Source organism: Simplicispira sp. GW247-4R2A (assembly GCF_059424465.1).
Genome location: NZ_JBWKZM010000004.1, coordinates 74,890 through 87,991, shown reverse-complemented (window position 1 = coordinate 87,991; position 13,102 = coordinate 74,890). Strand labels below are relative to the sequence as shown.

The following is a 13,102-nucleotide window of genomic DNA, read 5'->3' as shown; positions in this document are numbered from 1 at the left end:
CGCTGCCCCGCCTCAGAACGGGGCGTTGTCGGGGTCGGTATCCACGGGCGCCGTCGCCGGGCCGGTCACGCTGCCGGACGCAGCAGATGCCGAAATGGGGGCCGAAACGGGTGCCGCCACGCCCGGCTGCGCCTCGCCGCCCAGCGCCTCGATCAGGTCGGGCAGCAGGCGCGAGATTTCGCCGGTGGCAATGGCCACATCGGTGTCGAAGCCGCCATCGTCGGCCGCCTTGTCCTCGAACACCGTATCCAGAAACGCCAGTTTCTTGATCTGCAGGCCCTCGGTCAGCACGAAGGACACGCGCTCGTCCCAGGTCAGCGCCAGGCGCGTCGGCAGCTTGCCGGCGGCGATATGGGCCTGCACCTCCTCGATGTCGAGCGGGTGGCGGGCATAGCGCACCACGGCCTTGGCCTCGTCCGCCGACTTGAGTTCGCATTCGCGGTCCACGCTGAAACCTGCGGGCGGCTCCTGCGTGGCCAGCCAGTGCGCCATGGCGGCTTGCGGGCTGGTGTGGGTGTGCACCAGGGCCAGCGCAAAGCCGGGCAGCGCCTCGGTCAGCAGGCTGACCACCTCATCGGCGCGCGCCTGGCTGCCGGTGTCGAGCACCAGGGTGCGGGCGGCCTGGTCGATCCACACCCACATCGAGCCTTGCTTGGTGAACGCCATGGGCAGCAGGTCAAGCATGGCTTCATCCTTGAGCTCCTTGCTTTCCTTCTTGCCGGGCTTGCGGCCTGTTTCCTGCTCGATGCGATCGGCTTTCTCCTTGACCCGGCGGGCGACGACGGAGCCGGGCACTACCTTGGCCTCGGCCATGAAACGCAAAATCCACTGGCCCGCCACCGATTCGGCCAGCAGGCCATGTGCCTCGCCGCGCGGCGGCACCCAGCCAACCGAACGCTCTTGGGTGGCGCCGCATTCCAGGAACGGCGCGCGCGCCAGCGCTTCTTCCAACTGGGTGAGATCGCATTGCCAGCCGGGCGCGATACGGTAGACGATCAGGTTCTTGAACAAGAGGGAATCCTTTGGTGACTTGGCAGCGGCGCGCCAGCAACGCACGGCGCGCCGAGAAAGGGAAAAGGAGGATTGTCGCGCGCGACGGATCTGCAGCCAGCCGCCATTTATCAAAATTGATAGCTGCTTAGGCAATAGCAATAAGCGCTATGTGCCATTTTCATTGAAATCCATGGCTTTTTGGACACCACGAAACTCCAAGAAACTTTACACAGACTCACGCGGTGCGCATGGCGCCCTTACATGGCAGCGCAACACTGGCCCTCAACGCTGGCACCGTGCCGGCGCCCTTGCAACCCTCCCGAAAGGATTCTCCATGACCTTCTCGTTCACCCGCCGCCTTGCTGCCGCCGCCGCCTGCGCCGCGCTGGCCCTGCCCGTCCTCGCACAAACCAGCCCAGCCGCACCCGCCGGCGCCAGCGACGCACCCGCGGTCCAGATGCACCAGCGGAGCGATTACCGGGCCAATCGGCAAGCCCAGCGCGACCAATGGCAGCAAAAACATGCTGAGCGCCAGGCCCAGCTCAAGGCAAAGCTGGCCATCACCCCGGCCCAGGAAGGCGCCTGGACCAGCTTTACCCAGGCTATGCAGCCGCGCAGCGACTTCGCCCGCCTGGACCGCCAAGCCATGCAAAAGCTGACCACGCCCGAACGCATTGACCGCATGCGCGCCCTGCGTGCACAACGCGACGCCGCCATGGACGCGCGCGCGGACGCCATCAAAACCTTCTACGCCCAACTGCAGCCCGAGCAGCAAAAGACCTTTGATCGCATGAGCGAACACATGGGCGAACACATGGGCGGCAACCGCCAACAGCACATGCAAGGGCGCCATGGCCACGGCCCCATGCGCCAAGGTGGCGGCCAACCCGGCTGAACCTGGCTGATCGCGCGCACGCTGCTGCGCCAGCACGCGATGGCGTAACGATTCGTTTCCGGCCTACAAATTCGGCGTTGGCGCAGCAGTAACCTCGGGAGACATCCCAGGATGATTGTCCTGGGGTGTCTTACCCCACACCGCAGCACGGCTCCTGCCCGATGGCGGAATCCGGAATCGAGGTTTCGCCATGCCCTACACCTCCAACCGCCAGGGGCCTGCAAGGGCCCTTTTCGGTTTCGTCGCCCTCTTGTCCCTTTTGGGTTGCACGCCCGCAGCCGCACAAGCAGCCGGCGCAACGGATGCACCCGCCGCACCCCGCTGGGGCCTGTACCTGCAGACCGCCAAAACATCCCACCACATCGACGCCTGGACGCTGGGCGCCACCCTGGATTGGCAAGACTGGCGCCGCAGCCTCTGGGGCGCCGAGGTACGGGGTTACTGGGACTTCTACGCCAGCCGCTGGTCAGCCCGCGGCATAGGCGGTGACTTTGGCACCACGGTCCTGGGCGTTACCCCCAGCTTTCGCTTCACTCCAGACGACGGGCACTCGCGCTGGTTTGTCGATGCCGGTGTCGGTGCCACGCTGGCCAACCCCCGCTTCGTCACGCCGGAGCGGAAATTCAGCACCCGCTTCAATTTCGCCAGCCACCTGGGCGTCGGCGTCGAACTGGGCGAACAGCGCCAGCACGCGCTGCAACTGCGCCTGGAGCATGTCTCGAACGCCGGCATCAAGAAGCCCAACCCCGGCGCGAACTTCATTCAACTGCGCTACACCCTGCATTTTTGACGGACCCATCTCTCCAGCCTGTGGATAAACCTGTGTGACAAAGGCGCATATCCTGGCAGTTATCCACAGACGATGGCGCTTCTGAAAAGTTGTTCAGTTTTCTAGGGCAGCGCAACAGGGCTCCGCGCACAGGGCTGTGATGTCTGTAAGTAGTTGATCGAAAACACCCTAATGGCCTTGTCCACAGATTCGGCCGCTGCCTACTACTACTACTATTTGAATAGAGAGACATAGAAGAACAGACAATGCGCGCCCGTTTTCGTCCCCGTGCAGTGCAGCGGCTGTTCTTTGGGGCGGTTTGAAAAAGTGGTTTGTCTTGCGCGGCACGCCATGAAGGCGCCCGCAAAGACGCAACAAGCTTGGCGCTGCACGACGCACCAACCGTTGTGCGGCGAAAAACCTGTGGATAAAAATCTGGCAACCGGCCGTTTATCCACAGATTGGGGCCAAATCGGAAAACTGCCCCCAATGCGCTGGCGCCATCCGCGGGGCTTCTGCACAGCGCTGGGCCCTGTCCAAGTATCTGATGGGCAAGCACAAAGCACACTTATCCACCGAAACGGCGGTCCTCTATCTACTATCTACCAATGAAATAGAAGAAAGATAGAAAACTATCCCAAGGGCCCGTGCGCTCCGAGCAGCCGGCCTGCGTCCTGATTACCGGGGTTTTTGCACAACGGGGCTGTGCAGCAGCTCAAACAAAGCCTTATCGTCCAGGGGGCGGCTGAACAGATAGCCCTGGAAGGCCATGCAGCCGGCCTGGAGCAGCATTTCGCGCTGTTCCAGGGTCTCTACCCCTTCCGCGATCACATCCAGCCCCAGCGTGGCACTGAGCGCGACGATGGTGTCCACGATGGCTGCGTCGTTGGGGTCGCTCAGCAGATCGCGGACAAAGCTTTGGTCGATCTTGAGTTGGTGCAGGGGCATGCGCTTCAAGTAGCTCAGACTGGAGTAGCCGGTGCCGAAATCGTCCAGCGAGAAGCCAACGCCGACGGTGCGCAGCGCTTCCATGGTGGCGATGGTGGCTTCCACGTCGTCCACCAGCACGCTTTCGGTCAATTCGAGTTTGAGGCGCCTCGCGGGTGCCCCGGTGACCGCCAGCATGCGCGAGACATCGTCGACGAAGTTGACGTTCCGAAACTGCCGCGAACTGACATTCACCGCCATGGTCAGGTGGCGCAGCGCCGGTTCGGCCTGCCAGCGCGCAAGCACCTGGCAGGCCGTGTGCAGGACCCAGCGTCCCAGGGTCAGGATGAGGCCGGTTTCCTCCGCCACGGGAATGAACTCTGCTGGCGGCACCATGCCGCGCAGCGGATGCTGCCAGCGCGCCAGTGCCTCCACGCCCAGCCAGCGGCCATCGTGGCGCACCTGAGGCTGGTAGTGCAGGAGGAATTCACCCTGTGCCAAGGCGGTGCGCATATCCGATTCAAGTTCGGCGCGCGCGCTGACCACGGCCTGCATGTGCGGGTCGTAGAAGCGCAGGGTGTTGCGCCCGCCACTCTTGGCCTGGTACATGGCCAGGTCGGCCTGCTTGAGCAGGTCGCCCACCGTCGCATGGCCCTGCCCGAAGGGCGCGATGCCGATACTCGGCGTGGTGCGGTAGTGGTAGCCGTCAAGCTGGTAGGGCTGCGACAGGGTAGCCAGAATTTTTTCTGCCGCTGCGCGCGCGTCAAGCGCCAGCGCACTGGGATCGCTGCTGAGCGCTTCGAGCATGACGACAAATTCGTCGCCGCCCAGGCGCGCGACGGTGTCGCTGCCGCGTACACAGGTTTCCAGGCGGCGCGCAACCTGTTGCAGCAGCAAATCGCCCTTGTCGTGCCCGAGGGTGTCGTTGAGCGTCTTGAAGTTGTCCAGGTCGATGAACAGCAGCGCCCCGCCTTCGTCCACCCGCGCGGCGTTGGCCAGCGCATGGCGCGCGCGGTCCATCAGCAGCATGCGGTTGGGCAGACCGGTCAGTGCGTCGTAGAAGGCCAGGCGTGCAATTTCGCGCTCGGTGGCCTTGCGCTCGCGGATGTCGGTGTTGATGGCCAGGATGCTGCTCGCCGATCCGTCTTCGCCCTTGACCAGGGTCCAGTGCCCTTCGGTCTCAAGGGGGTGGCCGTCGTGGTGGCGCTGCACCATCTCCCCCGACCATTCGCCATGGGCCAGAACTGCTTGGGTGGCGCGCTCAAAGCTGCCGTGATCCGGATGCAACAACCTGTCCACGGGCTGGCCCAGAGCCTGTTCCTGCGACCAGCCATAGAGGCGCTCTGCCCCCAGGTTCCAGAAGGTGATGCGGTGCGCCAGGTCGCGCACGATGATCGCGTCGCGCGCCTGGTCGAGCAGCGATGCCTGGCGCCGGATGTGTGCGTCGGACGCCAGGCGTTCGATCTCCGCCGAAGCGCGCGAGGCAAAAATTTGCAGCGTCGATTGCACAAAGGCCGGGTTTTGCAGCGGCTGGCGAAACAGCACGAACAGCATGCCGATGACCGTGCCGGCGCTGTCGCACAGTTGCTGGCCGGCGTAGGCTTCTGCACCTGTTTGGCCCACCACGACAGATGTTGGAAACTGCGCCTGCAAGCCGTGCGTCACGCAAAACTGGGCCTCGGTTGCCAGATGCTCGCTGGGCGTACCGCTGAGCAGGTATTCGGCGTTGGGTGCCAGCTCCCCGTTGATCACCAGTGCCAGGGTGACCAGGCTCTCGGGCGCTCCGTGGGCGCTGGGAACAAAGCGACCCAGGCAGGCCGATTCGGCTCCCAGAGCTTCGGCCATGTTGCGGACCAGGTGCACAAAGAACGCTGTCCCGGTCGCTGCCGATACCGAGGCGGCCACTTTGAGTACCGATGCCTGCATGCGCTGCTGCTCCTGGCGCGCGCGCAGGCTCTGCATGCCAAAGGCCAGATCGTTGGCCAGCTCGCCCAGCAGCTCGCTCTCATGCTGGCTGATTTGCAGCACCTCGGAGGCATAGAGGTACAGCACGCCAAAGGTGTGCTCCGCATCCTTGAGCGGCAAGCACACCATACCGTGAAAGCCACGTGGATGGAGCCGATGCGCCAGGCCAGCGTATCCCGTTGCCTCCCGCACGTCGCGCACGATGACGGTGCGCCCGGTGCGTACCGTTTCGGCCGCCGGGCCATGACCGTTTGGGCTCTCTTCGTCCCAGGACAGCGACAGGCCCTCAAGGTAGCCGTGGTCGGCCCCGGCGCTGGCTACGCAGGCGATGGACTTTTGCGCATCGTCGCGTGCCAGGCCGACCCAGGTCATGCGGTAGCCGCCCAGTTTTACGGTGATGCGGCAGATCGCTTCCAGCAACTCGGCTTCAGAGCTGGCGCGCACGATGGCTTCGTTGCAGGCGCTCAGCAGATGGCGTGCCCGCGCCATGCGGGCAATCTCACGCTCCGCTGTCAGGCGCTCGGTGATGTCAATGGCCATGGATTGGCGCGCGGCCATGCCATTGAACTGCGTTGCGCGGGAGGTAATTTCCACGTCGATCAGGCGGCCGTTCTTGCACCGGTGCTGCAGGATCAGGCCGCTGATGTTTCTGGCGCCGTGTTCGCTTGCCAGTGCCTGCCGATGTATTTCGTGCGTTCCGGGCGGCCAGAGGTCGGGCAGAACCATGCCCAGCAATTCCTCGCGGCTGTAGCCATAGACCTCAACCATGGCTTCGTTGACGGCCAGCAGCGTCAGGCGGTCATCCAGCGCAAACACCCACATCGGCTGCGGGTGTGTCTGGAACAAGCCTTCGTACTGCTTTTGTGAAGCCAGCAGCTGCGCTGCCACGTGGCGCAACTTGAGCAATGCACCGACGGATTCACTGAGGATTTCCAGGTGTGCCAGGTCGCGTTCGGCAAAGGCCTCTGGTGTGCTGGACCATACCTTGAGTGCACCTACCACGGTGTCATCGCGCCGCAGCGGCACCTCCAGCGCCGAACGCATCGGTGTCTCGGGCGGGCCCGGCGCCAATGGCCAGCCAGCCTGCTGCGTGTCGTTGCAATGCAGGGACTGCCCGAGTGCGAGCGTTGTCCAGGAGGGGCTGTCCGCCAAGGGAATCCATTGGCCCGTGCGGTGCACAAGCCTGCCTGCAGCAGCGACGCAGCGCAGTCCGTCCCCTTCGAGCAGTTCGAAACTGGCTCCTTCGCCATTCGTGGCGTCGAGCGCCGCCTGGATGGCGCGCTGCTGCAACTCCCCATCGCTAAGCTTGGGCGACGAGAGCTGCAGTTGAATGTCCACCAGCACGGCGTGCATGCGCGCTTCGTGCAGGGCGTCCTGTGCCAGCGCCTTCAAAGCCTCGTCCGCCATTGCGTCCTGTGCGGTCGCAATAGGTGCCGGATGAGAACGGGCGGTGGAAGCGCTCATGGATGCCTCGGCGTGCAATACCCCTGCGCTATGGCGCAAAAACACGGTGCGCGTCGCGCAACGATCTCACATGACGAAATTGCTACAGATTGATTCCAATATACACCGTGCAATCGTTTTCAAGCATTACGCTGCGCGGGCCCGGCGAGCGCGTACTGCAGCCGCCAGCGTGTTCAGCACCGGCGCCGTCTGCGCCAGGCTGATGCAGGCGTCCGTCACCGACACGCCTGGGCGCAGTGCCTGCCCGGGAACGATGTCCTGGCGGCCCTCTTCCAGGTGGCTCTCGATCATCAGCCCCATGATGCGGGCATCGCCTGCGGCCACCTGCGAGGCCACGTCGGCCGCCACCGTGATCTGGCGCTGGTGCTGCTTGCTGCTGTTGGCGTGCGAGACGTCCACCATCACCTGCTCGCGCAGGCCGGCGGCGCGCAGCAAGGCGCACGCCGCCTCGACATCGGTGGCGCTGTAGTTGGGCAGCTTGCCGCCGCGCAGGATCACGTGGCAGTCGTCATTGCCGCGTGTCTCGAAAATAGCGGCCTGACCCATCTTGGTCATGCCCATGAACGCGTGGGGTGCCTGCGCCGCCAGGATGGCATCGCTGGCCACCTTCACGCCGCCGTCGGTGCCGTTCTTGAAACCCACCGGGCAGCTCAAGCCGCTGGCGAGCTGGCGGTGGCTCTGGCTCTCGGTGGTGCGCGCGCCAATGGCGCCCCAGCTCACCAGGTCGCTGATGAACTGCGGGCTGAGCAAATCGAGAAACTCGGTGCCCACCGGCAGGCCGAGCGCCAGCACGTCCAGCAGCAATTGGCGCGCCATCTCCAGGCCCTCGTTGATGGCAAAGCTGCCGTCCATGTGCGGGTCGTTGATGTAGCCCTTCCAGCCGACCGTGGTGCGGGGTTTCTCAAAATACACGCGCATCACCAGCAGCAGATCGTCCTGCAAGGCATCGGCCTGCTGCTTGAGCGCCCGGGCGTATTCCATGGCCTGGTCGTGGTCGTGGATGGAGCAGGGCCCCACCACCACCACGAGACGGTCGTCCTGGCCATGCAGCACGCGTGAGATGGCGGCGCGGCTCGCCTCCACCAGCGCCTGCGCGGCGCCTGGAACGGGCAGCCACTCGTCCAGCAATGCAGGGGTGATGAGGGGGCGCACGGCTTTGATGCGCGTATCGTCGATGCGCGTGGTGTCGTGGGTGGAAAGCGGTTCGGGGGTGCGCGGCTGGTGTGTCATGCGCCGATTGTCGCGTCTCTCGGCCGGTGGCTTCAGGGTCTGCGGTACTCGGGGTTCTGCCGTGCCCAGTACCCGGCCGTCAGAACGTCGAGCCGCACTTCCCCTCCGGTGGACGGTGCGTGGACGAAGCGCCCTGCGCCCACGTAGATGCCGGCATGGGTGGGCCGACCGCGCCCGAACAGCACCAGGTCGCCGGTGCGCAGTGCTTGCGCATCCACCTCTTCCCCCCAGCCGCCGAGCTGGGCCACGGTGCGCGGGGGCGGCGTGCCGACTTCGCTGCGGTACACGTAGCCGATGAGGCCGCTGCAGTCAAAACCGCCTGCGGGCGTGTTGCCACCGTAGCGGTAGGGAGTGCCGACCAGCCCCAGCGCGTGAATGGCAATGTCGCTGGCCTGGTCACCCGAGAGCGTGGACGGCGTGCTGCGCGCGTGGCGCAGGGGGGACGAGGTGCTGCAGCCGCCCAGCAGCAGTGCGCCCAACAGCGCCAGAGCCAGCAAGACCCGCGGTCTGGCGCCTGTCCATGGCATAAAAATATACATATAAACAGGCCTTATCGCTTTAACAGCAAGCGCGAACAGCTATCTACATAATAGCACCAGGTGCTGCGAAAAGCAGAATGTCTGGTACCAGCCGGGTGCCAGTAGGAAGGTGATGCCTGCCGGACTTGGGACGTCCTGCATAACTTCTCGCGGCGTGTGATAGCACGGACTCTGGCGGTCTGCGTCGTTGCGTTTCACAGCCAATAGCTACGGCTATTGCCTGCAAAACGCGCCTAGCATCGCGTCCCGAGCCGCACTACATCCACTCGCGTAGAGTTTTGCAGGATGTCCCTTGAAACGCCTGGCCAGCCCGCATGCGCAGGTGCCAACCAGTGGCTGCGATGCGCACCCTATGCGCGCTCAGCGCAGGCGCACAATGGTCCTCTTTCACACAGGCGCGCACCCGAAGCGGTGCGTTCGCGAAGATGCCCGGCTATGCCACCAAGCAGGAGTGCATCGCCGTCGCGGGGGTTGCGGATCTGCAGATTCGCTCCCTGCTCGACCGCCAGCAGTTCTCCGACCCGCAGGGCCATGCGCTGCGCGTTGGCATTTCGTCGGCCACCTGGCCTATTTTTGGTCTGCTTTGGCCCTCGGGTGCGCGGCTGGCGCAGCGGCTCGCCATGCGCGGAGTTCTGCCTGGTGAGCGCGTGCTCGAACTGGGCTGCGGCTTGGGCCTGCCAAGCCTCGTGGGGCACCGGCTGGGCCTGGACATGACCGCCAGCGACAGCCATCCACTGGCGTCCCGGTTTCTGCGCGCCAACTTGCGGCTCAACGCCCTGGCACCGATGAAGTACCGCCATGGGGCCTGGAACGCACCAGAGCCTGGCCCGGCAGCGCCCCATTCCACCACGCTGAGGGGCCGCTACGACCTGCTGATCGGCAGTGATTTGCTGTACGACCGCGACGCGAGCAGCGCACTGGCGGGCTTTATCGGCCGCCATGCGAACGCGCAGTCAGAGATCTGGATCGTCGACCCCGACCGGGGAAACCGCGCGGCGTTCTCGCGGCAGATGCAGGGGCTGGGCTTTGCCTGCACGCAGGAGCGGCTGGACAGCCCGGCCTCGGCCGCCCACCCCGCCTACAAAGGACGGCTGCTGACGTACGTGCGCGCCTGAGCGTTTGGGCGTTCGGCCAGCAGCTTGCTGTTCAAGTCGCTGGCGAGGCGAAGGTTCTCCTGCGCGCCGCGCGAATGCCGCACCAGGAAATCCGCCAGCCGCGCCTTGGCGCAGGCCTGCAGGGCCAGCAGGAAGGCGTGGTCGGACGTGGCAATGCCCCAATGCAGGCGCAAATGCTCCTGCATGCGCAACAGCAACTGCGCCGTGACGCTGGCGTCGGCCAGCGCCCGGTGGGCCGGGCCGGCACTCTCGATGCGGTGGTAGTCCACCAGCGTGCCCAGCCGGTGGTTGGGTGCGTTCGGATACAGCCGGCGCGAGAGCCGCACCGTGCAGGCAAACGGGTGCTCGGCGTCGCAACCGATGCGCGCCAGTTCGGCCCGCCAGAAACCCCGGTCAAATGCCGCGTTGTGCGCCACCATGGGCGCGCCGCCGACAAAGGCATGCGCCTGGCGCATCACCTCGGCAGCCGGCGGCGCCTCGGCCACCATGGCGTTGGTGATGCCGGTGAGCTGGGTGATGAAAGGCGGCACCCAGACCCCGGCGTTCATCAGGCTCTGGAAACTTCCCACCACCGCGCCGTGCTCGACGATGACGATGGCCACCTCGGTCGCGCGCGCACCCTGGCCGGGCGAACTGCCGGTGGTTTCAAAGTCGATGACGGCGATGCGGGAAGTCACTGGGCAGTGGGGTGGCCGGAAGGGTAAGAGTTGGTATTAAAAATAGCTTCTAGCGCTTGTCTGTATTGATTTAGTAGCTATTAAAAATATATCAAGCCTTCTTGAGAAACTCGGACTTGAGCAGCATGCTGCCCAGGTCGGTCTTGCAGTCCACGTTGTGGCCATCGGCACCATCTACCAGCCGAATGCCCTTGATCTTGCTGCCCTTTTTCAGCGTGGAAGAAGAGCCCTTGACCTTGAGGTCCTTCACCAGAATCACGGCGTCCCCGTCTTGCAGCGGGTTGCCGTTGGCATCCCGTACCACGCCATCGCCCGTGGCCTCGTCCTCCCCGTTGGCCGCCGACTGCGGCCACTCGTGGGCGCAGTCAGGGCAGATGAACTGATCGCCATCGGGGTAGGTGTTCTCCTGGCCGCATTGGGGGCAGGCGGGGGCGGTGTGGGGCATGGGAGCTTCCTGTGTTGTGATGGTGGGGCGCTATTGTCCCAGCGGCTTGTGGCTGAGGCGGCAGCGCCCGGTTGCAATGCTTTTCCCACCGCCCGTCCCGAAAGCGCAGGCCGCCATCAAAAATGCATCCCTTTGGGACTCGGGCAGGACGGCGCGGCCAGCCCTCTCAGGCGGCGCGCTGTCCTCCGATGGCTTGCGGATGCTCCAGAAAAAACCGCAGCATTTCACGCGAGGCATCGACTCCGCGCGCGCTGGTGTGGCTGCCCCGCGCGTCGCCGCCCGACCAGGCATGGCCGGCGCCATGGAGCAGCCAGTGCTCGGCCAGCACCGTGCCCGGCGCTGCGCCGTCGTGCAGCACGGTGCGGGTGTAGCGCTGCCCGTCGGCGCTGCGGCCGGCCTCGGTGCGGTGCTGAGCGCGCCCGCCAACGGCGGCCCCGGCACGGTGCAAAAGCTGCTCGCCATTGCGCGGGTGCACCGTGCTGTCCGCTTCGCCGTGGAAGACGATGAGCGGTACGGTGCTTGCCGGCGTGACTGCGCTGGCTGCAGGCAGACCCTTGGCGCCGCTTTTCATGGCCGAGAGCGCGCCCATCATGTTCTGGGCTGCGCCGGGAACCAGGCCGGAATGCACGCCCGCCGCAGCAAACACCTCGGGGTATTCGCGCGCCAGCAGCGCCGCCATGGCGCCGCCAGCCGACAGGCCGGCGACGTAGACGCGCCGTGCATCGACTGCTTGGCTGGCCATGGCGTCGCGAACCATGGCCAGCAGCAGCGCCGGCTCCCCCGCGCCGGCCTGTTGGTCTTGCGGGCGAAACCAGTTCCAGCAGCCGTTGGCGTTGGCGCCGGAGGCCTGGCTCGGGTAGAGCACCAGCGCGCCGGCAGCCTCCGCCGCCGCATTCATGCGCGTGCCACGGGCGAAGTCCTGTGCGTCTTGCGTGCAGCCGTGGAGCATGAGCACCAGCGGTCGGCCCATGGCGGGCGCCGGTGTACTGGGCGTGTAGAGAAAGTAGGGGTGCTGGGCGCCACCGTGTTGAAACGGCACGCGCGCGAAGGCGCCGGGCGCGTCGCCGGCTGCCTTGCCGCCGGAGCTGCTGGCTGCTGCAGGTGCGTCGGGCACCGTGGCAGGGGCAGGTTTTGCCTGCACGTCGATGATTTCGCCCGTTGCGCTGGCGCCGCGCAGGAGGCGTGCGGCCCGTCCTACTTCGGACTTCGCGCTGAAGGGAGAGGAAGGGCGCGGCGCGGGCGGTGGCGTTGCCGGGGCGCGGGACGCGCCCATTTGCTCCATCAACAGCCGACTGGCCGCATCCAACTTGCCTGCGCGCACCAGCGCCAGTGCCTCCGACATATTGCTCTGCGGGGCCAAGTGGTCGCCTTGGGCGGTGAATGAGAATGGCTGCATCAATGAATCCTTCCTCGCAAAGCGAGTTTGATGGCTGGGCTGGCATGAAACGCCCCCAGCACGGTGATTGAGGCAATCGTTGCCAGCGCCAGTTCGGGCGAGACGTCGTCGTCCACGGTGGCCAGGCCCAGCACGCGCACGTCCAGGCTTTCTCCGGCCCGCTGCGTGGCCTCCAGTTCCGCGCGGGTCAGGCGTTGCAGGCCCAGCACCAGCGACTTGCGCGACACCACCTGGCGCACGGCCTCCTGTTGGGCCGCCAACTGGTTGCGGATGGCGGTGCGGATGAAATCGGTGCGGTTGCCATAAAAACCTTCGGCCACCAACAGATCGATATGGCCCAGGTCGACAAAACCCAGGTTAATGGTGACCTTTTCGGTCTCGGGGGCGCGTGTTTTTACAGGCGCTGCAGCGGCAATCAGACTCATGAAACTCCATTGGCCATCCAATGGGATGGTGTGTGGAGTCTATTCCTATTTCTTCGAAGGGGTGGTCAAAGCCGCAATTCTTTGTGTTGACCCCACGGCTGCAACCTTGGGCCAGGCACGGGGGTACGCCGGCCATCAGTACGCTCACATAGCGTGCCAGAGCTGAGGAGAATATTCAGATTGTTTCCGGGCTCTAGGGACGTCCATGTAAGAACATCCCTAGCGCTTGCCAGCACTACGTCGACAGCTATCAAAAACGCAA

Annotated in this window: 11 protein-coding genes; 3 read left to right on the top strand and 8 right to left on the bottom strand. The window is 65.2% G+C overall.

Features of this window, described 5'->3' with window-relative positions:
- Window positions 1-12: 12 nt before the first annotated feature.
- Entirely contained in the window at window positions 13-1,011 is a 999-nt protein-coding gene (locus tag AC07ZH_RS04485; protein WP_495198730.1) for a recombination-associated protein RdgC, read from the bottom strand.
- A 316-nt stretch (window positions 1,012-1,327) separates the two neighbouring features.
- Here AC07ZH_RS04485 and AC07ZH_RS04480 point away from each other — a divergent pair, with 316 nt between their 5' ends.
- Window positions 1,328-1,888: a Spy/CpxP family protein refolding chaperone gene (locus AC07ZH_RS04480; RefSeq protein WP_495198729.1), complete on the top strand. Its 561-nt coding sequence runs from the start codon at window positions 1,328-1,330 to the stop codon at window positions 1,886-1,888.
- Window positions 1,889-2,078: 190 nt separating this feature from the next.
- Complete coding sequence (locus AC07ZH_RS04475; protein WP_495198728.1) at window positions 2,079-2,678, top strand: acyloxyacyl hydrolase; 600 nt, start codon at window positions 2,079-2,081, stop codon at window positions 2,676-2,678.
- 657 nt (window positions 2,679-3,335) lie between these two features.
- Here the strand turns inward: AC07ZH_RS04475 and AC07ZH_RS04470 are convergent.
- From AC07ZH_RS04470 to AC07ZH_RS04460, 3 genes are all read right to left on the bottom strand, one after another.
- Window positions 3,336-7,013 (bottom strand): bifunctional diguanylate cyclase/phosphodiesterase, encoded by a 3,678-nt coding sequence (locus tag AC07ZH_RS04470; RefSeq protein ID WP_495198727.1) that lies wholly within the window; start codon window positions 7,011-7,013, stop codon window positions 3,336-3,338.
- 126 nt (window positions 7,014-7,139) lie between these two features.
- Entirely contained in the window at window positions 7,140-8,243 is a 1,104-nt protein-coding gene (locus AC07ZH_RS04465; protein ID WP_495198726.1) for a 3-deoxy-7-phosphoheptulonate synthase, read from the bottom strand.
- Between the two features lie 32 nt (window positions 8,244-8,275).
- The gene (locus tag AC07ZH_RS04460) at window positions 8,276-8,770 is read right to left on the bottom strand and encodes a C40 family peptidase (RefSeq protein WP_495198725.1); all 495 of its coding nucleotides are present in this window, start codon (window positions 8,768-8,770) and stop codon (window positions 8,276-8,278) included.
- 437 nt (window positions 8,771-9,207) lie between these two features.
- Here AC07ZH_RS04460 and AC07ZH_RS04455 point away from each other — a divergent pair, with 437 nt between their 5' ends.
- Complete coding sequence (locus AC07ZH_RS04455) at window positions 9,208-9,897, top strand: class I SAM-dependent methyltransferase (RefSeq protein ID WP_495198724.1); 690 nt, start codon at window positions 9,208-9,210, stop codon at window positions 9,895-9,897.
- On the opposite strand, the gene AC07ZH_RS04450 is transcribed toward AC07ZH_RS04455, so the two are convergent.
- From AC07ZH_RS04450 to AC07ZH_RS04435, 4 genes are all read right to left on the bottom strand, one after another.
- Entirely contained in the window at window positions 9,861-10,574 is a 714-nt protein-coding gene (locus tag AC07ZH_RS04450; RefSeq protein ID WP_495198723.1) for a 3'-5' exonuclease, read from the bottom strand. The two genes, AC07ZH_RS04455 and AC07ZH_RS04450, sit on opposite strands and share 37 nt — an antisense overlap.
- A 91-nt stretch (window positions 10,575-10,665) precedes the next feature.
- Window positions 10,666-11,019: a zinc ribbon domain-containing protein YjdM gene (locus AC07ZH_RS04445; RefSeq protein WP_495198722.1), complete on the bottom strand. Its 354-nt coding sequence runs from the start codon at window positions 11,017-11,019 to the stop codon at window positions 10,666-10,668.
- Window positions 11,020-11,185: 166 nt separating this feature from the next.
- Window positions 11,186-12,415: an extracellular catalytic domain type 1 short-chain-length polyhydroxyalkanoate depolymerase gene (locus tag AC07ZH_RS04440; protein ID WP_495198721.1), complete on the bottom strand. Its 1,230-nt coding sequence runs from the start codon at window positions 12,413-12,415 to the stop codon at window positions 11,186-11,188.
- A complete protein-coding gene (locus AC07ZH_RS04435) occupies window positions 12,415-12,840 on the bottom strand; it encodes a CopG family transcriptional regulator (RefSeq protein ID WP_495198720.1) in 426 nt (141 codons plus the stop codon). The genes AC07ZH_RS04440 and AC07ZH_RS04435 overlap by 1 nt, the downstream gene beginning before the upstream one ends.
- Window positions 12,841-13,102: the final 262 nt, after the last annotated feature.